The 24,507-nt window shown below is 59.4% G+C and carries 19 protein-coding genes, 1 tRNA gene and 1 pseudogene; 5 read left to right on the forward strand and 16 right to left on the reverse strand.

What is annotated here, in order from left to right:
- Positions 1 to 88: 88 nt before the first annotated feature.
- Positions 89 to 985, reverse strand: coding sequence for a LysR family transcriptional regulator (locus L9059_RS12005; RefSeq protein WP_247291106.1), 897 nt, complete (start codon positions 983 to 985; stop codon positions 89 to 91).
- Between the two features lie 169 nt (positions 986 to 1,154).
- Here L9059_RS12005 and L9059_RS12010 point away from each other — a divergent pair, with 169 nt between their 5' ends.
- Positions 1,155 to 2,438 (forward strand): aspartate aminotransferase family protein, encoded by a 1,284-nt coding sequence (locus L9059_RS12010; protein ID WP_247291107.1) that lies wholly within the window; start codon positions 1,155 to 1,157, stop codon positions 2,436 to 2,438.
- A gap of 190 nt (positions 2,439 to 2,628) precedes the next feature.
- On the forward strand, positions 2,629 to 2,787 hold the full coding sequence (locus L9059_RS12015; protein ID WP_003228885.1) for a YqaE/Pmp3 family membrane protein: 159 nt from the start codon (positions 2,629 to 2,631) through the stop codon (positions 2,785 to 2,787).
- A gap of 89 nt (positions 2,788 to 2,876) precedes the next feature.
- Here the strand turns inward: L9059_RS12015 and L9059_RS12020 are convergent, their stop codons facing one another.
- The 10 genes from L9059_RS12020 to L9059_RS12065 all read right to left on the reverse strand — a co-directional run bounded on the left by L9059_RS12020 (position 2,877) and on the right by L9059_RS12065 (position 13,778).
- A complete protein-coding gene (locus tag L9059_RS12020) occupies positions 2,877 to 4,703 on the reverse strand; it encodes a S9 family peptidase (protein ID WP_247291108.1) in 1,827 nt (608 codons plus the stop codon).
- Positions 4,669 to 5,811: a pyrroloquinoline quinone biosynthesis protein PqqE gene (pqqE, locus tag L9059_RS12025; protein WP_247291214.1), complete on the reverse strand. Its 1,143-nt coding sequence runs from the start codon at positions 5,809 to 5,811 to the stop codon at positions 4,669 to 4,671. The genes L9059_RS12020 and pqqE overlap by 35 nt, the downstream gene beginning before the upstream one ends.
- Positions 5,812 to 5,815: 4 nt before the next feature.
- A complete protein-coding gene (pqqD, locus tag L9059_RS12030) occupies positions 5,816 to 6,091 on the reverse strand; it encodes a pyrroloquinoline quinone biosynthesis peptide chaperone PqqD (protein ID WP_247291109.1) in 276 nt (91 codons plus the stop codon).
- Positions 6,091 to 6,825, reverse strand: a complete 735-nt coding sequence (gene pqqC, locus L9059_RS12035; protein ID WP_247291216.1) for a pyrroloquinoline-quinone synthase PqqC — start codon at positions 6,823 to 6,825, stop codon at positions 6,091 to 6,093. The genes pqqD and pqqC overlap by 1 nt, the downstream gene beginning before the upstream one ends.
- 127 nt (positions 6,826 to 6,952) lie before the next feature.
- Positions 6,953 to 7,864, reverse strand: coding sequence for a pyrroloquinoline quinone biosynthesis protein PqqB (gene pqqB, locus L9059_RS12040; RefSeq protein ID WP_247291110.1), 912 nt, complete (start codon positions 7,862 to 7,864; stop codon positions 6,953 to 6,955).
- A 72-nt stretch (positions 7,865 to 7,936) separates the two neighbouring features.
- Positions 7,937 to 8,011, reverse strand: a complete 75-nt coding sequence (gene pqqA, locus L9059_RS12045; protein WP_009045898.1) for a pyrroloquinoline quinone precursor peptide PqqA — start codon at positions 8,009 to 8,011, stop codon at positions 7,937 to 7,939.
- A gap of 155 nt (positions 8,012 to 8,166) precedes the next feature.
- Positions 8,167 to 10,587: a pyrroloquinoline quinone biosynthesis protein PqqF gene (pqqF, locus tag L9059_RS12050; RefSeq protein ID WP_247291111.1), complete on the reverse strand. Its 2,421-nt coding sequence runs from the start codon at positions 10,585 to 10,587 to the stop codon at positions 8,167 to 8,169.
- Positions 10,588 to 10,635: 48 nt separating this feature from the next.
- Entirely contained in the window at positions 10,636 to 11,430 is a 795-nt protein-coding gene (locus L9059_RS12055) for a carbon-nitrogen hydrolase family protein (protein WP_247291113.1), read from the reverse strand.
- Between the two features lie 12 nt (positions 11,431 to 11,442).
- Positions 11,443 to 13,140, reverse strand: coding sequence for a flavin monoamine oxidase family protein (locus L9059_RS12060; protein WP_247291114.1), 1,698 nt, complete (start codon positions 13,138 to 13,140; stop codon positions 11,443 to 11,445).
- Between the two features lie 176 nt (positions 13,141 to 13,316).
- Complete coding sequence (locus L9059_RS12065; RefSeq protein WP_046029956.1) at positions 13,317 to 13,778, reverse strand: Lrp/AsnC family transcriptional regulator; 462 nt, start codon at positions 13,776 to 13,778, stop codon at positions 13,317 to 13,319.
- 140 nt (positions 13,779 to 13,918) lie between these two features.
- Between L9059_RS12065 and L9059_RS12070 the strand changes: the two are divergent.
- Together L9059_RS12070 and L9059_RS12075 are read left to right on the forward strand one after the other, a co-directional pair.
- Positions 13,919 to 14,059, forward strand: a pseudogene (locus tag L9059_RS12070) (hypothetical protein); the annotation flags it as partial.
- A 125-nt stretch (positions 14,060 to 14,184) separates the two neighbouring features.
- Complete coding sequence (locus L9059_RS12075) at positions 14,185 to 14,838, forward strand: zinc metalloprotease (RefSeq protein ID WP_247291116.1); 654 nt, start codon at positions 14,185 to 14,187, stop codon at positions 14,836 to 14,838.
- Between the two features lie 63 nt (positions 14,839 to 14,901).
- Here the strand turns inward: L9059_RS12075 and L9059_RS12080 are convergent, their stop codons facing one another.
- Positions 14,902 to 15,210: a DUF3077 domain-containing protein gene (locus tag L9059_RS12080; RefSeq protein WP_247291118.1), complete on the reverse strand. Its 309-nt coding sequence runs from the start codon at positions 15,208 to 15,210 to the stop codon at positions 14,902 to 14,904.
- 527 nt (positions 15,211 to 15,737) lie between these two features.
- Here L9059_RS12080 and L9059_RS12085 point away from each other — a divergent pair.
- On the forward strand, positions 15,738 to 16,391 hold the full coding sequence (locus L9059_RS12085) for a hypothetical protein (protein ID WP_247291119.1): 654 nt from the start codon (positions 15,738 to 15,740) through the stop codon (positions 16,389 to 16,391).
- A 60-nt stretch (positions 16,392 to 16,451) separates the two neighbouring features.
- Here L9059_RS12085 and L9059_RS12090 read toward each other — a convergent pair.
- The 4 genes from L9059_RS12090 to dnaG form a co-directional block, all read right to left on the reverse strand.
- Positions 16,452 to 16,528: transfer RNA gene (locus tag L9059_RS12090), tRNA-Ile, on the reverse strand.
- A 15-nt stretch (positions 16,529 to 16,543) separates the two neighbouring features.
- Positions 16,544 to 20,290 carry an EAL domain-containing protein gene (locus L9059_RS12095; protein ID WP_247291121.1) on the reverse strand — a complete coding sequence of 1,249 codons (3,747 nt, stop codon included), beginning with the start codon at positions 20,288 to 20,290 and terminating at the stop codon, positions 16,544 to 16,546.
- Positions 20,291 to 20,412: 122 nt separating this feature from the next.
- Positions 20,413 to 22,260 (reverse strand): RNA polymerase sigma factor RpoD, encoded by a 1,848-nt coding sequence (gene rpoD / locus L9059_RS12100; protein WP_247291123.1) that lies wholly within the window; start codon positions 22,258 to 22,260, stop codon positions 20,413 to 20,415.
- Positions 22,261 to 22,327: 67 nt separating this feature from the next.
- Entirely contained in the window at positions 22,328 to 24,307 is a 1,980-nt protein-coding gene (gene dnaG / locus L9059_RS12105; RefSeq protein ID WP_247291126.1) for a DNA primase, read from the reverse strand.
- Positions 24,308 to 24,507: the final 200 nt, after the last annotated feature.

The following is a 24,507-nucleotide window of genomic DNA, read 5'->3' on the forward strand; positions in this document are numbered from 1 at the left end:
GGAGCGAAATGGATGTCAGGGAAACAGTCTGAAAAGCCCCGCTTCGGCGGGGTTTTCTTTGTCCGCAAGAAAGTGCCGGGCTGCGCGTCTAACGCTCGGCCGGACCATTGATGACCTCTTCCAGCAGTGTTCGCAATAATGCCAGCGAGGCTTGTTGGCGCTGCACATCGCGACACACCAGCCCTACCTTCAACGGCACCCGCGGCTCTGTCAGCGGTTTCCATAGCAACTCATCGTTGCCCAATGCCTTTTGCGAGCGCCCCGGAAGCACGGTGGCCAGGCGGGTGTGCGGCAGGCTATCGAGAATCCCCGCCATATTGTTCAGTTCTGCCTGCACTTGTGGGCGTCGTCCGAGGTTGGCTAGCTGTGTCTGCCAGATCTGTCGCACCTGAAACTCCTCCCCCAGCAACAACATCGGCAGTTCCGCGGCCTGGCTCATCGAGACTTTCTTGAATTCACGCAGCGGGTGATCCGCCGGGATGACCAGCGTCAGTTCATCTTCGTACAGCAGCACTCCGTGCAAACCAGGCTGACGGGGCGGCAGGTAGCTGATGCCGATATCCAGCGATCCATTGAGCAACCGCCTTTCGATTTCAAGGCCCGTCAGTTCATAAATCTGCACCACCAGATGCGGTTGGGCCTTGCGCACCCGTTCGAGCATCTGGGGTACCAGGCTGGTGTGGACGGTCTGCAATACGCCGATGGCCAGGGTACGCAGGGCCTGGCCCTTGAAGCTGCCCAATGCTTCCCGCGCTCGCTGCAAGCCGTCGAGCAGGGGCAGGGCGTGGTTGTACAGCGTGTGAGCGGCGAGCGTCGGCAGCAGGCGCTTGCTGCTGCGTTCGAACAGGCTGACGTCGAGGTTGTCCTCAAGGTGGCGGATCTGCTGTGACAGTGCAGGTTGGGAGATGGCCAGGCGCTCGGCCGCCCGGCCAACGTGACCTTCTTCGTAGACCGCGACGAAATATCGCAGTTGCTTGAAATCCATAAGTAACTCTTATCGAAAATACTGCTAAATCGAAATGGTCTGACGCTGCCCATCCGCCTAGTCTAACTGCAATCAGAAGGCTTACAGGGCCACCGTGGACGATGAACACCGATTACGTCGAAGTCATTTACATAGGCAACACAAAAAACCTCGACCGAGGTGAATTCTGATGAATCTGTTCAATCTGCGTCGCAGCCTCCCGGACCTCGACGATCTCTCCCTGGACCCTATCCAGCCATCTACAACGGCGAACCCGTCCAATGATTACCTCATGCCCAGCGTCGAGCGCCCCCTGCAAGTATTTGTGCGCGGTCAGGGTTCCTGGCTGTGGGACAGTGCCGACCGTGTGTATCTGGATTTCTCTCAGGGGCGTGGTGCCAACAGCCTTGGACATAGCCCCTCAGTAGTGGTGAATGCTATTGCCGAGCAGGCGCAGGCGCTGATCAACCCAGGTTCTGCTTTGCACAACCGCGGCATGCTCAGCCTCTGCGAGCGGCTGTGCCGCCTCACCGGTAGCGACCAGGCGTACTTGCTCAACACCGGTAGTGAAGCCTGCGAAGCGGCCATCAAGCTGGCGCGCAAATGGGGCCAGCGGCATCGTGCCGGAGCCTCGCGCATCATCGTTGCCAGCAACGCTTGCCATGGCCGTAGTCTCGCCACGATTTCGGCCTCGGACAGTTTGACGCTGACCAATCGGTTCGAACCGCAACTTCCTGGCTTCAGCCACATTCCGTTCAACGACCTTGCGGCCCTGCATGCGGCTGTCGATGCCCGCACCGTGGCGATTATGCTTGAGCCGATCCAGAGCGAAGCCGGGGTCATCCCGGCCACCGAGCATTACCTCAAAGGCGTCGAGCGATTGTGCCGCGAATTGGGCATTTTGCTGATCTTCGACGAAGTACAGACCGGTATCGGCCGATGTGGCCAGATGCTGGCGGAACAGTCCTGCGGGGTGCGAGCCGATATCGTCGTGCTGGGCAAAGGCTTGGGCGGTGGTGTACCGCTGGCAGCGTTGCTCGCCCGAGGCACGGCCTGCTGTTTCGACGTCGGTGAGCTGACGGGGACCCACCATGGTCATGCGTTGATGACGGCGGCGGGCCTGGCGGTACTGAGTGCGCTGCAGGACAGGGGGTTTCTCGAACATGTCGACAGGGTAGGCCACTACCTGCGCGAGGGGTTGGCGCGCCTGGCTCATCGCTACGGTCACGGCGAACTGCGTGGTCAAGGGCTGCTCTGGGGCCTGGGTCTTTCCGACGACTCGGCGGAGGCGGTGGTCAAGGCCGCGCTGTACGAAGGCTTGCTGATCGATGCCCCGCAACCTGGCTGCCTGCGCTTTACCCCCGCACTTACGGTGAGCAAAGCCAACGTAGACGAGATGCTCCTACGCCTGGCCCGTGCGTTCTCTCGCGTACGCACCGCGCAACTGCAGTGCCGCAAAGGGATTGCCGTCTGATCAGACCCGCCTCAAACGAATGTCCGAACCGTCTCGCGGTATAACGCATCGCCCCAGCCTGATTTTTTTGGCGTGGGGCGTTTTTTTGCCTGTAAGGATACGGAAAGGGTGTACCCAGTGAACCCTGACGAACGGCGCGGGTCGATTAGGTGTGTGGCTCACAGGAGCCGACTTCAATCAGGAGTGACCCATGGATTTCATTCGAATCATTATCGCCATTCTGTTGCCACCACTGGGCGTGTTCCTGCAGGTAGGTTTCGGCGGGGCGTTCTGGCTTAACATTCTGTTGACGTTATGCGGATATATTCCCGGGATCGTGCATGCGGTTTACATCATCGCCAAGCGTTGAGAGTTGTTGCATCAGGTAGATCGTCATCGCTGGCAAGCCAGCTCCCACACGGGTAGGCGCTGGCTTTCCGGGTATGCGGGCGCTCTATATCAGGTGTCCAGCCCCATCACTCGCCGATAGAACAACCACTCCTGCTCCAGCGCGTGCGCCTGATTGCTCGCCTTGCGAAAGCCATGGCGTTCGTCCGCGTAGTAATGCGCTTCTACCGTAATGCCGTTGTCCTGCAACGCCTTGACCATGTCACGGGTCTGCTGCGGCACTACCACGGCATCCAGTTCGCCTTGGAAGAAAATCATCGGCACACGGATGTTGCTCGCATGCAGCAACGGGGTTCGTGCGGCGTAGCGTTCGGCATCCTGCACCGGGTCGCCGATCAGCCAATCCAGGTAGTCGCCTTCGAACTTGTGAGTAACCCGGCCAAGAGCCACCGGGTCGCTCACGCCGTAAAGACTGGCGCCAGCACGGAAGACGTGGTGAAAAGCCAGCGCACACAGGGTGGTATAGCCACCGGCGCTGCCGCCGCGGATGAACGCCTGGTCACCGTCAATCAAACCGCAGTCCGCCAGATGGGAAACGACCGCACAGGCGTCTTCGACGTCCACTTCGCCCCAGCTCAAATGCAGCGCCTGGCGATAGGCCCGGCCATAACCGCTGCTGCCACGATAATTCAGGTCGGCCACGGCGAAGCCACGCTGCGTCCAATACTGGATTCGCGGATCGAGCATCGGGTAACAGGCGGAGGTCGGGCCGCCGTGGATGAAAACCACCAGCGGCGGTTTCGTCTCAGCGGTCATTGCCGGATAGAAGAAGCCGTGGGCTTCACCCGATCCGCTTGGGTAACGCAGGGTTTGCGCAATGCTGATCTGATCGGCAGGCAGCGGCGCGATGCCTCCTGCCAGCACGTTGACCTCGCGGGTGCAGCGATCGATGGCAATGACGGCCGATGGACTGACCGGCGAAGCAGCGATGCAGTAGATGAATCGCTCATCAAGGGCGAGATGGCGAAAGCGACTGTAGCCGCCAGTGAAATCTTCATTTTGATGGCCGGCCAGGCCTAATTTGCCAAAGCCTTGTTCGGTCCAGCTTGCCAGGTAGCTGCCGTCGCCCAGGGGCAGCCAGGTACAAGCGCCGAGCTCCCATGGCGCGGGGCCATGGTCGGCTGCTGCTGCGGGAAGCGGGCGCAACCCATCGTCGGCCTCGGCCCAGGGCTGCCAGTACCCGGCGCGATCGGTCAGGCAGAACAGGCGGCCATGGGTATCGAAGCGAGGTTGCTGCAGCGATTCTTCGTTCCCGTCACCAGCCATGCAGCGCGGGCTCTCGAAACCGCCGTCATTCCCGCGTTCGGCGACCATTAGCCGGGTCGCCGTCCACGGCTGGTGCGGTCGGCTCCATTCGATCCACGCCAGGCGTCTGGCGTCCTTGCTCAGGGTCGGCGCGGCATAGAAGTCGGCACCTTCGAACAGCAGCTGACGCGTGCCGTCTGCCACATCGATGGCGACCAGCCGATGGTGGTCCCGGTTCTCCTCGACGGCCAGAACCTGGCCATCGGCGAATTGCAGGTCACCGTAACGGCATTCACCTGAAGTCAGCACCACGGGTGTCTCACCCGCGAGCGACTGTCGATACATTTGCTGGTCGGCCTCGTTGACGAAAACGATCCCGTCATCGGTCAGGCAGAACGCGCCGCCGCCATATTCGTAGACTCGGCTTCGCACGCTGAACCCGGAAGGCGTCAGGCAGCGTGCCTGACCATCGCGCCAATGCCAGATGCGGCACGCGCCATCCTCAGGACGGTATTCGTTCCAGAACAGGCCCTGGTGACCGAGTTGCAGCTGCGCAAAGTCGAGACCGGCGGCGACGGCCTTGGCGGCGCTGAAAGGCTCAGCTTTTGGCGATGAGGCGTGAGTTTCGTTCATTGCGAAAGGCCAGTTGTTCGATGGTTTGGGTCGCGTGCTCGGCTTCTTCGCGGGCCTTGAGAATCACGTCGTGGTGTTGCGACTTGCTACATACCGGGTCGGCATTGGCCGCGTCGCCGGTAAGCATGAAGGCTTGGCAGCGGCAGCCGCCGAAGTCCTTTTCTTTCTCATCGCACGAGCGGCACGGTTCGGGCATCCAGTCGTAACCACGAAATCGATTGAAGCCGAATGAGTCATACCAGATGTGCTGCATGCTGTGATCGCGCACGTTGGGAAACTGTACCGGCATTTGTCGCGCGCCATGACAGGGCAGGGCCGTGCCGTCCGGGGTGACCGTCAGGAAAATACTGCCCCAGCCGTTCATGCAGGCTTTCGGGCGTTCTTCGTAGTAGTCCGGCGTGACAAAGATCAGCTTGCACGGATGCCCTTCGGCTTCCAGTTTTGCGCGGTATTCGTTGGTAATGCGCTCGGCGCGCACCAGTTGTTCCTGGGTCGGCAACAGGCCGACCCGATTGAGCTGAGCCCAACCGTAGAACTGACAAGTCGCGAGCTCGACGAAATCCGCCTCAAGGGCGATGCACAGCTCGATAATACGATCGATCTTGTCGATGTTGTGCCGATGGGTCACGAAGTTCAGCACCATCGGGTAGCCATGGGCTTTCACTGCCCGGGCCATTTCCAGCTTCTGCGCGAACGCCTTTTTCGAGCCGGCCAGCAAGTTGTTCACCTGCTCGTCGCTGGCTTGGAAACTGATCTGTATGTGGTCCAGCCCGGCTTTCTTGAAGTCGCTGATTTTCTGTTCGGTCAGCCCGATGCCAGAGGTAATCAGGTTGGTGTAGAAGCCCAATTTACGCGCTTCGGCGATCAGTTCTGCGAGGTCCTGGCGCACCAGGGGTTCACCGCCGGAAAAGCCCAACTGCGCGGCGCCCATTTCCCGCGCCTCGCGAAATACCTTGATCCACTGTTCGGTGCTCAGCTCTTTGCCCTGCTCGGCGAAATCCAGGGGATTGGAGCAGTAGGGGCACTGCAGGGGGCAGCGATAGGTCAGCTCGGCCAGGAGCCAGAGTGGCAGGCCGATTTCAGGCTTGGGCGGTAACTTGCCTGACACGCTGTCAGGCAAGTTCGATCCAGTGCTGAGCACGGGCAACCTCCATGAATTGCTCGATGTCGTCACCGAGCTCCGGCACGCCCGGGAACTGCGCGTCCAGCTCGGCGATGATCGTTGCCACGTCACGATTGCCGTCGATCAGGCCGCCGATCAGCGCGGCGCTGTCGTTGAGTTTGATCATGCCTTCGGGGTAGAGCAGCACGTGGCCTTTCTGCGCCGGTTCATATTGGAAACGGTAGCCCGGGCGCCAGGTGGGGGTCTTGCTGCGATCAAAACTCATCAGATAATTCCTTTATGCCAGACCCGTTGTTCGGTCACGCTGTGATACGGCGGGCGGTTCAGTTCGTAAGCCATGCTCATGGCATCGAGCATGCTCCAAAGAATGTCCAGTTTGAACTGGAGAATTTCCAGCATGCGCTCCTGGCCTTCCCGCGTCGTGTAGTGCTGCAGGGTGATGGCCAGTCCATGCTCGACATCTCGGCGTGCCTGACCCAGGCGGGTACGGAAATACTCGTAGCCGGTGGGGTCGATCCACGGGTAGTGCTGCGGCCAGCTGTCGAGGCGCGACTGGTGGATTTGCGGCGCGAACAATTCGGTCAAGGAGCTGCTGGCGGCTTCCTGCCAACTGGCCCGGCGGGCGAAATTGACATAAGCGTCCACGGCAAAGCGCACACCCGGCAATACCAGCTCTTGGGAGCGCAGTTGATCCGGATCGAGGCCGACTGCCTGGCCCAAGCGCAACCAGGCTTCGATCCCGCCGTCTTCGCCGGGAGCGCCGTCGTGGTCGAGCAAGCGTTGAATCCACTCGCGGCGGATCTCGCGGTCCGGACAGTTGGCGAGGATCGCCGCATCTTTCAGGGGGATGTTCACCTGATAATAGAAGCGGTTGGCGACCCAGCCCTGGATCTGCTCGCGGGTGGCGCGGCCTTCGTACATCGCCACATGGTAGGGGTGGTAGATGTGGTAGTAGGCGCCCTTGGCGCGCAGGGCGGCTTCAAATTCGGTGGGGGACATTGGGGTGTCGGTCACGTCGGTTCTCCGGTGTTCGGTGGTGTCTGGTCTGGCCTCATCGCCAGCAGGCTGGCTCCCCCAGATTCGGTGATTCTGTGGGAGCAAGGCTGGCCCGCGATGGGGCCGTCAGCTACAGCACAATACTCATGCCGTCATAGGCCACTTCAACCTTGCGTCGAACCAGTTCCGCACGCTCCGGTGAATCCTCATCAAGAATCGGGTTGGTGTTGTTGATGTGGATAAGCACCTTGCGCTGATTGGGCAACTGTTCCAGCACTTCGAGCATACCTCCCGGGCCGTTTTGCGCCAGATGCCCCATTTCCCGACCGGTGCGCGTGCCAACGCCGCGGCGCTGCATCTCGTCGTCATCCCACATCGTGCCGTCCACCAGCACGCAATTACTCCCGGCCATGATCTCCAGCAACGGCGCATCGACCTTGCCCAGGCCTGGCGCATAGAACAGCGTGCCGCCAGTATTCAGGTCTTCGACGATCAGGCCGATGTTGTCACCCGGATGCGGGTCGAACCGGTGGGGTGAGTAGGGCGGTGCAGCGCTGCGCAAAGGCAGCGGGGTGAAGCGCAGATTCGGGCTGGAGGGGATGCTGAAGCTGTGGTCGAGCTCGATGCGGTTCCAGTTCAACCCCCCGTTCCAGTGGGTCAGCATGGTGAACAACGGAAAACCGGTGCTTAGGTCTTCGTGGACCATGTCCGTGCACCACACCTGGTGCGGGCAACCTTCGCGCAGGCTGAGCAGTCCGGTGGTGTGGTCGATCTGGCTGTCCATCAGGATGATCGCGCTGATGCCCGTATCGCGCAGTGCGCGGCCCGGTTGCATCGGCGCAAAGCTCTGAAGCTGGGCGCGGATGTCCGGCGAGGCGTTGCACAGGACCCAATTGACGCCGTCATCGGATATCGCGATGGACGACTGGGTGCGCGCGGTCGCCCTCAGGCTGCCGTCGCGAAAGCCTGCGCAGTTCGCGCAGTTGCAGTTCCACTGGGGGAAACCACCGCCGGCGGCGGAACCTAGAATCTGGACAAACATGGCCGCTCCAACATTTCAAATCCTAAAATAAAAACGCCCCGGTGAACCGAGGCGCTGAACCGCGAGTACAACTTAGCGGCTTGCGAAATACATGGTGACTTCAAAGCCGATACGCAGGTCGGTGTAAGCAGGTTTGGACCAGGACATGGGAGTGCTCCTTCAGGTGGTTGGGACAGGGAGGTCTATACATATAGTCCACCTCCAGCTGGAGATGTTCAGATAGTTAGGTGGCTATGTTACTCAAAATTACCGAACTCTTGCCCGTGAAACTTTGAGAAAGCTCTTTGCAACCTCGGTAATGATCATTCTGTCACTTGCCAGGGCAGGCCGGGGGACACAGCGCTGGCCAGGCAGCGCCACCCGCCACCGGCCTCATTCAGGCTGCGGGCTGCATTGAGCAAGGCTTTTGCGTCTGTCGCAAGAAGAGCTCGTTGTAACTGCTCCAGATAATCCGACGAGTGGCCGGCCAGTTTGCCCTGCCATAATATTTCGCTGGCCTGGGACTGCGCCAATGCGCTGATATCGAACTGATCCGCCAACGCCTGGCGCTGGGTGATGAGGGCTACCTCGTCGGAGCCCTCGATCATCCCCGGCAATTCGCTGATGAAAGTCTCGATGTGCTTGAGCAGCTCGTGGGGAACAACGTTTGGCGATTGCACGCCAAAAACGATTCCTACCTGTCCGTGCACCTGTCGCAGCGCACTGAACACCGCATAACCCAGTTGCAGTTCCACGCGAAGCCGCTGGTAGAAGGGCGTCTGGCAAATGTGCGCGAGCAGGCGCCAGGCAGCCTCATCAGGTATCTCTTGGGTAGCGACCGGACAGAACAGCAGCAGAGCGTGTTCACTGGAGGCCGTATCGATAGTTGTCCACAGGTACCGAGCGTTAATCGAAGCGGGCGCTGTCAGTTGGGTGTCCGCCACGCCAGGCACGCGACTCAATGCCAGGCCCAGTGCCGCCTGCGTTTGGGTGGAAAGACCAGTGGCCAGGCCGTCCCAGCGCGCTTCAGACCAGAGCCGCTGCAGGCCAGTCGAGTCCTCGAGGTGCTCAAGGCATTGCTCGGGCAACGCTTCGAGCAACTGCCGAATAGGTATCAGTGGCAGGCGCCTGGGTACTTCCGGTGGGAAATCGGTTTCGGCCTGTGTCAGTTCTTTCAGCGCATGCTCGAGGATGGTGGGCATGGGTTCCTGCAGGCCGGTCATGTTCAGCAGCCATTGATTGCCGGATGCACTGAAGGAGAATTCGACCCCCGCCTGGCGAGCGTCTTCGCGCAAGGTCAGAAGACGCTGTTCCAGGTTTGCTTGAAGGTCTCGCCGGGGCCTGGCCGGCAGTCGCCAGCGCAGATGAATCGTGCCTTCATCCGTGTTATCCGGCAACGCCTGGCTGAACTGCATGGGTGACTGTTCACGGCGACTGCGCAAGCGATCCTGAGCAAAGGTACGCAGGCCTCGATGCTTGCTGGTCTGGCCCCGAATCAGTCCGGCACTGGGCGCGGCCATTTCTGTACGCAGGAACGGGTTGGGGGCTGGTAATTGCCATGGGACGCTGAACTTATCCACAGCGCCGATTTGCGACAGGATTTCCTCAAGCGCGAGAGCCTCCTGATCACTCGTCTCGACCTGTTCGCTGTCCATCTGCGCCAGGCGCAGGGCGCCGCTGACTCGCTGCTGGCGTTGTTGCACGGCGTTATATTCTTCGCGCCATTGCGGCTGATGCTGCTGGGAGGCAAAAAAGCCCAGCCAATCCAGCAGTTGCTCGCGAAGCACTGGTTCAGGTCCGGCGTTAGTGAATGCCAGATGCAGCAGCGCTTGTTCGGCAAATTGATACAGCGGCCTGGCGGTCAATTGTTCAGCCAACCCACGACTGCGCAACTGCGCGAGTAGCCCTCCGGGTTTGGCAGAGTTCAACCAGTGACACAAAAACGCCAGCGCTTCGCTGGACGCTCCCGGCAGGGCTTCCAATACGAACAGCAGATTAAGACGATCTTCATTGGCCTGTTGATAACTTTTGCTTGCCGATTGCATCAGCGCTGCAGGCGCTGTTTGCGGGGCTTTTGCACCTGTGGCAATAGGATGGGCGAATGCTTCGGCCAGCGCCCTCAAATCCTCGAGACTCTGCGGCCCTGCCAGGCTCAATGTCATCTGCCCGGTTTGATAAAATTGCTGATGAAAGCCTTGCAACGCGTGCTGAAACTCAGGCCGGTCTATCGGAAGACTGTCGCGATTGCCCGCATGAAAACCCCGAAGCGGGTGAGTGGCCGACAGTCCTTCGAACAGTGCAAGTTGCTGTTGGGCCGTAACGTCCAGGGACCAGGCAACAAATTCCGCATGCAGCACTTCCCGTTCACGCAGCTGATCGTCCAGGTTCATACGCGGGTGAGCGAGCATGTCTGACAGGCGCTCCAGCCCACCGCGGAACACCGATGGCGCCAGTTCGATGAAAAAGTCGGTGGTGCGCTCGCTGGTACGCGCATTGACTTGTCCACCATGCCCTTGCACGTAGGCCATCAACCCCTGGCCTACGGGAAAATGTTCGGTACCTAGAAACAGCAGGTGTTCAAGAAAATGCGCCAGGCCAGGCCAGGCCAGTGGCACGTCGTGACTGCCCGCATTCACCCGTAGCACAGCGGCGCAGCGCTTTAGATGCGGCGCATGGCGCAGCGTCACCCGCAGGCCGTTGGCCAGGGTTTCAGTGTGGGGGCGGGAGGGATTCGGCGCAGGCATGAGCACTTCCAGTACAGAGAAGCGCTAATGCTAGCGGATAACGGTGGATCAGCGCTTGTTCAGGTCGCCATAAAGCTCGGGACGACGATCGATCAGGTAACGATTGGCCGCCCGGGATTGGAGCATTAACTGCCGATCCAGCTCGCCGACGATCAAGGCTTCATCGAGACCGGCCTGGGCAATGCGGCTACCATCCGGCGCGGCGATGCTGCTCTGGCCGCAGTAATGGATGTCGCCTTCATGCCCGCAGTAATTGGCATAGGCCACGTAGCACTGATTCTCGTAAGCCCGGGAGCGGACGGTGACGTCGGCGATGAAATCGTAGGGAACCATGTTCGCCGTCGGTACCAGGATCAGCTCGGCACCTGCCAGAGCCAGCCGTCGAGCATTTTCCGGGAATTCCAGGTCGTAGCAGATCAGAAAACCCAGTTTCCAGCCGTTGAGTTCCACCACCGGAAAGTCGTTTGCGCCGGCATTGAACATCGAGTGATCGAGGTCGCCGAACAGGTGCGTCTTGCGGTAGTTACACAGGCGTTCGCCGTTGGCGTCGATCAACTGCACCGAGTTGTAGATCTGCCCCTCTTCTGTGCGCTCGGGGTAGCCGTAAAGGATGGCGATGCCGGCTGTTTTAGCGATGCGCGCGATTTGCTGCGCCGATTCACCGTTGTGCACTTCTGCCAGCACGCTGACGGCATCGATGCCGATGTTGTAGCCGGTCAGGAACATCTCCGGCAGTACCAGCAAATCTGCACCTTTGGCCTCCAGTGCCAGTTGATGCAGGCGATGCAGGTTGCCGGCGACATCCAGGGGCAGCGGCGGGCATTGGTAAAGGGCTACGCGCATTTCAGATTCCTCTTACTCGGGCAGGGCGATCGGACCGATCTCGTTGAACACATCTCCTGGACCCGGGTTCTCGGCGTGAGTTTCACCGCCGAAGTGTTTCATGATGCCCCACACCGCATTGAGCGACGTCTGCACGGCGCCTTCAACCCACGCCGGCGTCCACGACACGTCATCGCCTGCGATGAAGATCCCACGCTGCTCAGCGGGCATGTCGTCCTGCATGAAGTGGGCATACATGCGCTGGTTGTAGCGGTAGTGACCCGGCAGGGCACCCTTGAATGCGCCGAGGAAATGCGGGTCGGCTTCCCAGGAAACGGTGATCGGGTCGCCGATGATGCGCGCGGCAATGTCGACTTTAGGGTAGATCTTTTTCAAGGAATCCAGCGCCAGCTTCACGCGTTTTTCCACCGGGTGCGGCAGCATCTTCAGGGCATCGCTCATCCACGAGTACGACAGGCAAATCACCCCGGGCTTGTCGACGCCATTGTCATATTTGCCGTTGTCGAACAGGTAGGTGCCGCGGGTCAGTCGATCGGTGAGCGTCATGCTCATCAGGTCGCGGCCGGTCTCTGGATCCTTGTCCTTCCAGAATGGCCGGTCAACCATCACAAAGGTTTTCGAGGATTGCATGTAGCGGGTGCGGTCCAGGGCCATCCACATTTTTTGCGAGAACAGGCTTTCGTCGCATTCGATCTGGGTGGTCAGCAGCCAACTCTGGCAAGTGGTCAGCACCGCTGCGTACTCGCGGGAGTCGCCGTAGTTGTCGGTGACGGTGAAGCGCCCGTTCGGCGCGTGGGCAATCTTCTTCACCCCCGAACGCGGTGCGCCGCTGTGCAGCGAACTGAGGCTGGTGCCTTGAGGCCAGTGCACGCAACGTTCCGGCACATGGCGCCAGATGCCGAGCGGTACCTGCTCCACGCCGCCCACCACCAGATGCTGGTGGTCGTCGCAGTTGGTCATGACCACCCGGAAGATTTCCAGCATCGAGTTGGGGAAGTCCGAGTCCCAGCCGCCGGTGCCGAAACCTACCTGGCCGAACACTTCACGGTGGTGGAACGACAGCTTGGCGAATGCCTTGGAAGTGGCAACGAAGTCGTAGAAGGTGCGGTCATCCCACAGAGGAACCAGGGTGTTCCACAGTTCCTTGAGGCGCGGTACGTCACGGTCGCGGATGGCTTGCTGGATATCGGAAAACTGCGAGCCGGCTTCCAGTGCGTCCGCCCAGGCGTCAGCGACTTCCTGGAACAGTGCAGGAAGGTCGGCCAGTTTCTGTGCGTAATGGGTTTTACCTTCCAGATCAATCACCGTGCTGCCTGACGCCGGGGTCAGCGGGTTCGGGAACGGTTTGGTCTGCAGGCCGAGCTTGTCGACATAGTGGTAGAACGCCGTGGACGACACGGGAAAACGCATGCCGCCCAGCTCGGCGACGATCCCGTCAGCGCCGTTGAAAGCCTGAGACCGCAAGCGCCCGCCCATTTTCGAGGCTTCATAGACGACGGGCTTGAGGCCCAGTTTCATCAGTTCATAAGCTGCCACCAGCCCGGCGATGCCCGCGCCGACAATCGCGACTTCGGCGCCATGGTGGTGTTCAGGAATGCTGCCCAGGCCTGCCGGGTGCTCGATCCAGTCGTCAAAGGCAAACGGGAAGTCCGGGCCGAAGATAGTGACTGGTTTCTTACCGTCTGCAGGATGGCGATTGTTCTTGTTCATGGCTGACCTTGCTGGCGACCCGACGCGGAATGCGCATCTGAGTATAGGAAAAGATGTCAGCCATTCTAGAGAGCCTTGAATACGTTAATAAGACGCAATGTGTCGTCGTTTTGATGGTTTACCAATCAGTGTGACGAATTAAACATGCATATCGACCATCTATGGAAACTTGAAACTCAAACCGGCTGCCCCCGATCAATCTTGCTGCTCAAAATGATCGAAGTGGTGGTCTTCTCCACCCCATCCACACTCCCGATCTGATCCAGCAACTGATCCAGCTGCTCCGGCGAATCCGTGCGCAACCAGGCCACATAATCAAACTCGCCACTCACCGCACACAGTTGCTGGACCTGCGCCATGGCACTGAGCCGGCGCAGCACTTCCTTGCCCGAGCGCGGTTGCACGGTGATCCCCACATACGCCTGCAGCCCACCGTCGACCACACGCTGGCCCAAACGCACGCCATAACCGGTGATGACCTTGGCCTTTTCCAGGCGTGCCAGCCTCGAAGTCACTGTGGTGCGGGCGATGCCCAGTTGCCTGGCGAGCATGGCCACGCTTTCACGGGCGTTGATCTGCAGGGCGGCGATCAATTGGCGGTCGATTTCGTCAAGGACAGGCGGGCGAATGTCAGGCAAGGGCGTCTCCAGCGGCATGAATCATTAGGGCTGCATGTTACAGGCCTGCCACGCATCGCGGATGGTAGATCCAGGCTGAGAACTGCAAATCGGCGACACGGTCTACACCTGCACCGCCTACGGCAAGGTGTTCGCCCTGGATGCCGACAGGTAGTCAGTCCGGCCCGATGACCTATGTTTCGCCCAAGACTGGCAAACAGTACATTCTGCTCACAGTGGATGGTGCGCGGCAGTCGCCGGATCGTGGTGACTATGTGATTGCGTATGCGCTGCCTGAGTAAGGGTTGATTGCAGAGGCGAAAAAACCGCGCGGATTGCGCGGTTTTTTATGGGTGCCGTGCGCCAGGATGGACAGCTACCGTCGCTCGTAGTCGAATGGCATATCCAGGGATGCGAGGCGATAAAAATGACGAGCAAGTTGCCCCCGGCCATCCGGGAACGAGCACTGCAGATTGCGCACCACGAAATGGGGCACTACGTCGTCGCCCGAGCCATGGGGTTTGCAACGGGCGGCGTGACGCTGTCCGTGACCATGGACTTGCGACATCAAGGCGGGGCTTCGATCACTTTGGCGCGCCCGATTGCTTCTATGGAGGCGATGAAGGCGCATCTGGAGGCCAGGGTGATTGTGCTGCTGGCGGGCGCCGTGGGTCAGACGTTGGCGCCAACGAATCCGAATGCCAGGCGAGTCGATAAGTCCAAGGCAGTAACCATTCTCAAAGGAGCGCATGGCGCTGAACAGGACTACGCAAAAGTTAAAGAGCTTCAGCATCTGCTGCGCAATATCACTTGTCCCGATACGGATCCCGCGTCGTGCGAACGGGTAACGGCGCAGCTCAAGGTGATGACAGACGACCTGTGGGCCCGGACTCAGAAAATCGTCGAGGAATTGGCCGAGACGATTACTGGGTTAGCAAGCGTGTTAGTAGATGGCATGACTATCGTGGAGCAGTGGGGCCGGCCGGTGGATACGTATGAAGTTGTGTTGACCGGGGCAATGCTTGAGCGGCTGGGTTTGGTGCGGGATATTCCACTGGTTCGGGTGGCACCGACACAGTGAGGTGTGTTGTAGAACCTGTGAAAGCCCCGAAAAACGGGGCTGGTTCCGCTCAGGTGTTGGCCTCTATGCCTTGAGACTCATCGCACTTTGAGCTGTTTCCCGCGTCAGCACTTTCGTTACATCATCAATCACGGCCTTGCTCATGGTGGTCAGATAATACGCAGCCCGCGCGTGGCGTTGAGTGTCCCTGCCGTAGGCCGCCTCTTCAGTGAGCTCTTTTGCGAGAAACAGAAAGTCGGAAGCCATGGCTAACGCATCGCCGAGCGGGACGCCACGGCTGACATGGAACAATGCCTGGTTCGAACAGTAGATGAAGGGGGTGAAGCCGACGGTTTTCAGCTCCGAGGGTTCGGACGGGGTTTTGTGGGTCATGCTTTTTGCTCCTGGTTCGAGGAGCTGCCATCTTCGTTACCACACGAAAGGGTGGCAGCTGTACGCAGGGTGGTAAACCGGGAACCAAGGAAACCGGCACGCCCGAGGACGTCCCACGCACAGCCGCCATATCGATATCAGGCCTGAACCACTGCCTATATTCGCGACGATCACACTGTTGCGCTGGTTTCACCGGGTTACCACACCCGATCACTGCATTTGCAGCGACGCCCGGAGAGTATCCCGTCAAAGAAAAGCACAACAAGGCATCAAAGTGCCCAGACGCCAGATTCGGATTTTGCCTACAACGTCTGCAGGCGTCATCCGATATTCCGACACCTGAAGTAAACGAAACTCCACCTTGCAGTGCTGACTGTCGCGCATGATTTAGAGACGCGTCTGACATACAGCACGTTGCGTTGTGTTGATCATGGGTTCTTTCCTGCGGCACAGCGCTGCGGCGAAGGTCTTGGAAGGGTTTCAGGTGGCGTACTTCTATCTGCGTTGTGTAAAGGCAAGGAGGGCCTGTGGCCAGGACCTCCTTTGACGTCGACCATGCGTACTGCATATCGCTCACCGAGCGCGCCGACAGGCGCTGGCTGTTCCGTCAAACCGTCGAATCACTCATTACCAACCGGATCGAGTTTCATCTGACGGAACGCTGCAGCGACCCGGTGCGAGGCTGCTATGAATCGCATCAGGCACTCGCCAGAAAAGCCTTGGCCGAGGGCTGGGACAGGATCCTGATATTCGAGGACGATGCCCAGCCTTACGACTTGCACAAGGTTCAGATTCGTTGGGTCAACCGGTTTGTCCGCGAGCAGCCTTTCCAGGCACTGCATCTGGGCTACAGCATGGGCCGCACATGGATGACGTGGTTCCCCTTCATCGCCCGCGGCAAAGTGGTGGCGTTGCACGCCTACATCCTCTCTCGCGAAGGCTGCCAGATCCTCGCGGATGCACCTTATTGTGGAGTACCGGTCGATGTCGTGTTCAAGCGCCGGATCAAGCAACACTGCGTGTTTCCGATGCTATTCCGCCAACACGCAGCGGTGGTGACAGGCAGCGACATCGAGAAGGTGGGCATTAATGAGGATGAGTGGTGGGAGCGCAACTGGAAGCGGCATAAGCGCTCCGTGCTGAAGAATCTGTGGCGGACAGTGTTGCGCGTGGGGTTCTGACTAGAATTAAGCCAGGAAGAGAAAAACGCAAAAGCCGCGCAATGCGCGGCTTTTTTTGTTTGGTGGGCCCACACGGACTTGAACCGTGGACCAAAGGATTATGAGTCCTCTGCTCTAACCAACTGAGCTATAGGCCCTCAGTAGGTCGCGGATTATAACGATGGTTTCTCGGCTGTGCTATCTGAAAAGCTTGAAACTGTTGTACGAAGAAATGTCGCGGCGAATTCGTCGGGGGGCAGGGGCAGGCTGACGATGTAGCCCTGAATCTGTTCGCAGCCTTCGGCGGTGAGGAATTGCTGCTGGGCCTGGGTCTCGACGCCTTCGGCGATTACGGTGAATTGCATGCTGCGGCCCAGGGCGATGATTGCGCGAACGATGGCTACGTCGTGTGGGTCGTCCGGCAGGCCACGGACGAAAGACTGGTCGATTTTGAGGATGTCCAGCGGCAGCCGCTTGAGGTAACTCAGGGATGAATAGCCGGTGCCGAAGTCATCGATGGCCAGTTGCACGCCCAGGTGTTTGAGCTGGTGCAGGACTGTCAGCGCTTCTTCTGCCTGGCTCATGATGAAGTTTTCGGTAATTTCCAGTTGCAGTAGATCCGGTCTGAGACGGTTGTCCTTGAGCAGTTGTTCGATGCGTCCGAGCAGGTTGGGCTGACGCAACTGGGCGCCTGCCAGGTTAACCGACAGCGGGCCCAGGCTTTGGTAGCGCTGATTCCACTCGAACATCTGGCGGCAGGCGGTTTCCAGTACCCAGTCGCCGATCTGCAGGATCATGCCGTTTTCTTCGGCCAGGGCAATAAAGTTCTCTGGCGGCACATCACCGAAAGTGGGGTGGCGCCAGCGAATCAGTGCTTCGGCGCCGACCAGTCGATGGTCGTCGAGACTGATCTTCGGCTGGTAGTGCAAGTGCAGCTCATTGCGTTCGATGGCGCGGCGCAATTCGTGTTCCAGTGCGACCCGTTCACTGGCCTGGGCGGTCAGGTCGCGCGTGTAGCTTTCGACGCGGTTGCGGCCCTTGGCCTTTGAGCGGTACATCGCCGCGTCGGCATTCTTGACCAGTGTGGACACATCATTGCCGTCCCGGGGATAGAAGCTGGTGCCAATGCTGGCGCTGATGAAGAACTCATGTTCGCCGGCCTGGAACGGCGCCGAGAAGCAATTGAGCAACTTATTGGCGAGGTGGTCGGCATCGCTGGGTTGTTGCAAGCCCGGGAGTAAAATGATGAATTCATCGCCACCGAGTCGCGCCACGGTGTCTATGTCCCGCAGTTGCTCTTTGAGGCGCACGGCGATGCCCTTGAGTAACAGGTCGCCGACCGGATGGCCGAGGCTGTCGTTGATGTGTTTGAAGCGGTCGAGGTCGAGGAACAGCACTGCGCCCTGGCTGCCGTTTTCCTGCTGATGGTTCAGCGCAGTCAGCAGTCGGCTTTCGAACAATGTGCGGTTAGGCAGGCCCGTCAGGGGGTCATGGTGTGCCTGGTAGTCGAGTTTGGCCTGGGCGTGCTTGATACTGGAAATATCGGCGAACACGGCGACAAAGTGGGTAATGAATCGATCGCGGTTGCGCACCGCACTGATGGTCAGCCAACTGGGGTACAGCTCACCATTTTTACGGCGGTTGGAAATCTCCCCTTGCCAATGGCCTTCGGCAGTCAGTTGATGCCACATGGCGGCATAGAACGCGCTGTCATGCAGACCTGATGCAAGGAGGCGCGGGGTGTGGCCCAGTGCTTCGCTTTCGCTGTAGCCAGTGATTTCGGTGAACGCACGGTTGACCGCGCTGATGTGCTGCTGGGTGTCGGTGATCAACACGCCCTCGGCGGTGCTCTCGAACACGGTGGCTGCCTGTTGCAGCTTCTCCTGCATCAGGTGGCGCTCGGTAATGTCCCGGGCGATGGTCAGCATGCAATCTTCATTGCCAATCGGTAGTGGCCGACTGGACACCTCGCAAAGGCGGATCTGCCCGTCGCTGCGGCGGATGTGGCAACTGAAGTCGCGGACAAAACCATCGCGCTTGAGCAGGTCGAGCATCTGTTTGCGCTCGTTGAGGTTGACCCATATGCCCAGCTCCAGAGAGGAACGATCCACCGACATCGCACTGTTGAAGCCGGTGATGCGGCTGAAACCGTCGTTGACCTCCATCAGCAGACCGTCGCTTTGGCGCGACAGCAGCAAGCCGTCCGGGGAGGCGTGGAATGCCTTGGCGAATTTCTCTTCGGAGATTTGCAGTTGCTGTTGGGTCTCCTTGAGCTGGCTGATGTCACGGACGACAACGACCAGCGCCGGTGTGGCATCAAGGTCGAAGGGTTCGGCGGAGATCAGGCCGGTGAATACTTGGCCGTTGTTGCGGCGGAAGGGCATCTCAAGGTTGCGGATGCTACCTGCCTGCAATCTCTGCAGCAGACCCGGCCCGACCCCGGGGATGCCCCAGATGTTCAGGTTGGTGGCAGTCTGGCCGATGACCTCCTCGGCGGTGAGGCCGATTTGCTCCTCGAACGCTTCGTTGACCTCCAGCAGGCAGCCATCGGACAGTCGCGCAATGACCAGAATGTCGGGGCACTGTTGGAACACCGAGGCGAATTTCTGCTCTGACAGGCGCAGTGCTTCTTCCGTGCGTTTGGCGTCGCTGATGTCGATCATCAGGCCGCGCAGCACCGGTTCATGTCCATGCTCGATCAGGCTGACGATGTCGCGTACCCACAGGCAGCGACCGTCCGCCGTGATTACCCGGTAATCGATCGAGTAATCACGCCCGGCCAGGACCTCATGGTCGCAGAATGTCTGGGCACGGGTCAGGTCTGCAGGGTGAATGATGTTGCGCCAGAAGCCTGGAATCAGCCAGTGGGAGAGAGGGTAGCCGAGCAGGTCTTCGGCGTGCGGCGACACGTAGCTGTAAGTGAAGTCGCTGATCCGCGCTTCCCAGGCAATGGCTGAAAGGCTCTCGACCAGGCCGCGGTAGTGATACTCGCTGCTGCGCAACTCCTGCTCGAGATCGACCCTGCGCGAGATTTCCGAGCTCAATCGGCGATTGATCCTGATCACCACAGCCAGCACGGTAATCAGCAGCAATAATCCTGGCAGGCCATAAACCAGCAGGTCAGACCAGAATGTCCGGTGGTCCAGTACGTTGCCGACCCAATGCTCCTGGATGGCGCTGATTTCGGCCGGGCTCATGTCTGCCAGAACCTTGTCGAGGATGCCAACCAGTATTTTGTTGTCCTTGGGCACGGCCATGGCCAACTGATAGCGGTAGGGCGTCTCGCCGCTCACATAGAGACCGTCGAGCTTGAGCTGGCGCAGGCTCCAGACGCTGGAGGCGAGGTCGCCGACCACGGCGTCCACCTCATCCGTTGCCAGCGCCTGAAGCGCCGAGCTGACGTTGGGCATGGCCACCAGGTTCAGATCGGGATGACGGGTGCGCAGCAGTTCATGGGGGGCGTAGTTGTTCACCACGGCGATTTTCAGCCCGTACAAGTCAGCGATTTTGCGCGGCTGGGCGCCGCCCACGTGGGCGAGGATGACAATTGGAAAGTCCAGGTAGGGGCGAGTGAAGGATAGATATGACTGGCGTTCCGGGGTCGACATGACGCCCGGCAACAGATCCAGCTTGCCTTGTCTTGCCTGTTCCAGGACCACCGTCCAGCTGACAGGCTCGACAGGTTTAAGGTCGACGGGCAGGCGTTGCCGAATTAGATTTATATAGTCTGCGGCAAGACCCTGATAGCGGCCCTGATCGTCACGAAACTCGAAAGGTGGCCAGGATGCATCGACACCCAGGCGCAGGTGCGGATGTGCGTTCAGCCAGCTACGTTCGTCGTCGGTTAGAGTCAGAGCGCCAGCCGTTGCGGTCCAGGTCATCAGCGACAGCAAAAAAAGCACGGTCGGCAGTCTGGGCATAACGCTCTCGTTATGGCTCGGGGGAATGTTTCGAGTGTAGACGGGCAATTCGGCGGGAGGGAGGTGCGGGGGATTTAATCTGCATAAAGCAAAACCCCCGGCCTGGGCCGGGGGTTTTGTGATCACTCGTCGAGGAAGGAGCGCAGATGCTCGCTTCTCGTCGGGTGGCGCAGCTTGCGCAGCGCCTTGGCTTCGATCTGACGAATCCGTTCACGGGTCACGTCGAACTGCTTACCAACCTCCTCGAGGGTGTGGTCGGTATTCATGTCGATACCGAAGCGCATGCGCAGTACCTTGGCTTCACGGGCAGTGAGGCCGGACAGCACTTCGCGAGTGGCTTCTTTAAGGCTCTCAACGGTAGCTACATCGATTGGCGACTGCATAGTCGAGTCTTCGATGAAGTCACCCAGGTGTGAGTCTTCGTCATCACCGATCGGGGTTTCCATGGAGATCGGCTCTTTCGCGATCTTCAATACCTTGCGGATTTTGTCCTCAGGCATTTCCATGCGTTCGCCCAGCTCTTCCGGGGTCGGTTCGCGACCCATTTCCTGCAGCATCTGCCGGGAAATACGGTTGAGCTTGTTGATCGTCTCGATCATGTGCACCGGAATACGGATGGTGCGGGCCTGGTCGGCGATCGAGCGAGTGATCGCCTGACGGATCCACCAGGTGGCATAAGTCGAGAACTTGTAGCCGCGACGGTATTCGAACTTGTCTACTGCTTTCATCAGACCGATGTTGCCTTCCTGGATCAGATCGAGGAACTGCAAGCCACGGTTGGTGTACTTCTTGGCGATGGAGATCACCAGACGCAAGTTCGCTTCAACCATCTCTTTCTTCGCGCGGCGGGCCTTGGCCTCACCGATCGACATGCGACGGTTGATGTCCTTGATCTCGGCAATCGTCAAACCGGTTTCGGTTTGCAGCGCGGTCAGCTTCTGCTGGCAACGAATGATGTCCGGTTGCAGGCGACCAATGGCTTCAGCGTATTTGCTTTTGCCTTTGGCCAGCGCATCGGTCCAGCTTTCGTCAACTTCATTGCCAGGGAACTGGCGCAGGAAGTCTGTACGCGGCATGCGGGCATCACGAACGCAAAGTTGCATGATCGCGCGCTCTTGCTGACGCAGACGATCCAGGGCACTGCGAACACGCTCGACCAGGCCTTCGAATTGCTTCGGCACCAGTTTGATCGGCATGAACAGCTCAGCCAGAAGCACCAGCTCGGCAATTGCCAGCTTGTTGCCACGACCGTGCTTTTTCAGGGCCTTGCGGGTGATTTCCATCTGGTCGGAGACAGCGCCAAAGCGCTGTGCTGCGATGACCGGATCCGGACCGCTTTCGGCTTCTTCTTCGTCGTCAGTTGCTTCGGCGTCATCGTCGTCGGTGTCGTCATCCGCTTTCACGGCTTTCGGATCGACTGGCGGCGGCACTTCTGCAGCAGGCGGCGCAATGCCGTCGTCCGGGTCGATATAACCGCTCAGGACGTCGGACAGGCGGCCACCTTCGGTGGTGACGCGAGTGTACTCGGAGAGAATATGGTCAACCGTGCCAGGGAAGTGCGCGATTGCGCCCATCACTTCGCGGATGCCCTCTTCAATACGCTTGGCGATTTCAATTTCGCCTTCACGAGTGAGGAGCTCTACCGTACCCATTTCACGCATGTACATGCGCACTGGGTCGGTGGTGCGACCAATGTCGGTCTCGACCGCTGCCAACGCTGCTGCTGCCTCTTCGGCCGCGGCTTCGTCGGTATCGGCGTCGGCCAGCATAAGGGAATCCTTATCTGGCGCAACCTCGAATACGTTGATCCCCATGTCGTTGATCATGCGGATGATGTCTTCCACCTGTTCCGGATCTGAAATATCCTCCGGCAGGTGGTCGTTGACCTCCGCGTAAGTCAGGTAGCCCTGCTCACGACCGAGTGTGATCAACTCTTTGATACGAGACTGCTGTTGCGCTTTTCCGGACATAACACCCTATCCACTGAAGGTCTTGGCGGGCAAAAAACAAGCCGAGGATTATACCTGAGCTATGACCTCACGCGCCAGTTGAGGTCGGGTTTGATACAGCCACATTACGTTTTAATAGGTCGCGCATCTGATTTGCGATCTGATTTGCTTCCTCGGCAGTCAATCCTGGCTGCCTTGCTTTCCTGATCAGAACTTCCAGGCTGTCTGTGTGTTGACCTGCTGACAACCTAGTAATGGTGTCTAAAAACTGTTGTTCAAGGTTGTCGCCGTCAATCAGCCACTCCTTTTCCGCTAAAGCCTTGAGCAGGCGACCCTGTTCGGTACCGTGCCAGCGGGCCATCAGCTGGATAGAGTTTAGCTTAGGATTTTTCTGCACCGCCTCGATAAGGGCGACTAGCAGTTGTGCGTAGGTATTGCTTTCATTGGCGAAATGGTCGGCGGTTTCCACCTTGCCGGCCAGTTGCGGATGATGAATCAGTGTGCGAAGTGCAATCAGCGTAGGGGCTTCTACAGCGATCGGCGTGCGCGGTGCGCTCTGCTGATCGCGATCACCGCCACGCTTGCCGTTCTTGTCCCAGGGCTTCTTGTCCCACTTCTTGCCGCTGGCGCCGGGTTTCTTCGGCGTCCACTCCTGCTGCGGCGCGTACATGTCGGGGGACTGCGGCTGATGGTAGTCGCTGTAGTCGGGCATGGCATCGTAATCGATGCCCGGATCGTAGGCTGGTGGCGCATCTTGCGGTGCGCTCTGCACCAGCTGGCTGACGGCTTCGCCACTCAGGCCGGTGATTTCGCTCAGGCGCTGGCGCATCAGGATGCGCAGGTTGGCACCGGGGACTTTGTCGATCAGCGGTGCGGCCAGAGTGGCCATGTGGGCCTTGCCTTCAAGCGAGCGCGGGTCCGATTCTTCGGTCAGTTGCTGAAAGAAGTAGTCGGCCAGTGGTTGTGCGTGCTGGTTGATCCGGGCGCGGAAGGCGTCGGTGCCTTCCGAGCGGACCAGGGTATCCGGGTCCTCGCCTTCTGGCAGGAACAGGAAGCGCGCACGCCGCCCGTCCTGCAGGCAAGGCAGCGTCGCTTCGAGCGCGCGCCAGGCGGCATTGCGGCCGGCCTGATCGCCGTCAAAGCAGAACAGTACGTTGGGCACTACGCGAAACAGTCGCTTCAAGTGCTCTTCGCTGGTGGCTGTGCCCAGCGTTGCGACGGCATTGCGCAGGCCTTGCTGGGCCAGGGCAATGACGTCCATGTAACCTTCGACCACGATGATTTCGTCGAGATTGCGGTTGTTCTTGCGTGCTTCGTAGAGACCGTAGAGTTCCTGGCCCTTGTGGAACACTGGGGTTTCCGGCGAGTTCAAGTACTTGGGCTTGTCGTCACCCAGTACCCTGCCGCCAAAGGCAATGATGCGGCCCCGGCTGTCGCGGATCGGAAACATCACGCGATCGCGGAAGCGGTCATAGCGTTTGCCGGTTTCGGCGTTCTCGATCAACAAGCCGGCGTCGACCATGGCTTTCTGCTGCAAGGTGTCGCTGCTCAAATGCTTGAACAGGTTGTCCCAGCCAGGAGGCGCGAAACCAAGGCCAAAGTCCCGGGCTATTTCGCCGGTCAGGCCGCGACCTTTCAGGTAATCCACGGCGGCTTTGCGCGATGGATGGCTTTTGAGCGCCTGCCGATAAAATTCGGCAGCGGCGGTCAGCAGGGGATATAGCGGAGAGTCGGTCGGCTGTCGCGGTTTGTGCGGCCGGCCGCTTTCCTCCCTGGGGATTTCCATGCCCGCGGCTTTGGCGAGCTCTTCGACGGCCTGGACGAAATCCAGGTTGTCGTGGTCCATCATGAAGCCGAGGGCGTTACCGCCAGCGCCACAGCCGAAGCAATAGTAGAACTGCTTGTCAGGGCTGACGCTGAAAGACGGGGTTTTTTCTTTGTGGAACGGGCAGCAGGCAGTGTAGTTCTTGCCGGCTTTTTTCATTTGCAGGCGCGAGCTCACCACATCGACGATGTCGGTGCGGTTCAGAAGGTCGTCAATGAAGCTCTGGGGAATTAGCCCGGCCATGGCGTTCTCGTCATCTGCGCTGAATGGATCCAAAACCTGCGGCGAGCGAGCGCGGTCCGCTGCTTGAGGCGCGTGTTAAGGCGGCTCGAACCTTTCGTTTGCGTAATCGCTGTAGGGAAGTGTATCTGTCGAAAATCAACTGACGTTAGTACCCATCAGTATTCGACCGTTTGAAAATATTGCGCTGAAATCCGCTACCG

The organism is Pseudomonas violetae (assembly GCF_023072615.1).
In the GTDB taxonomy this organism is placed as follows: domain Bacteria; phylum Pseudomonadota; class Gammaproteobacteria; order Pseudomonadales; family Pseudomonadaceae; genus Aquipseudomonas; species Aquipseudomonas violetae.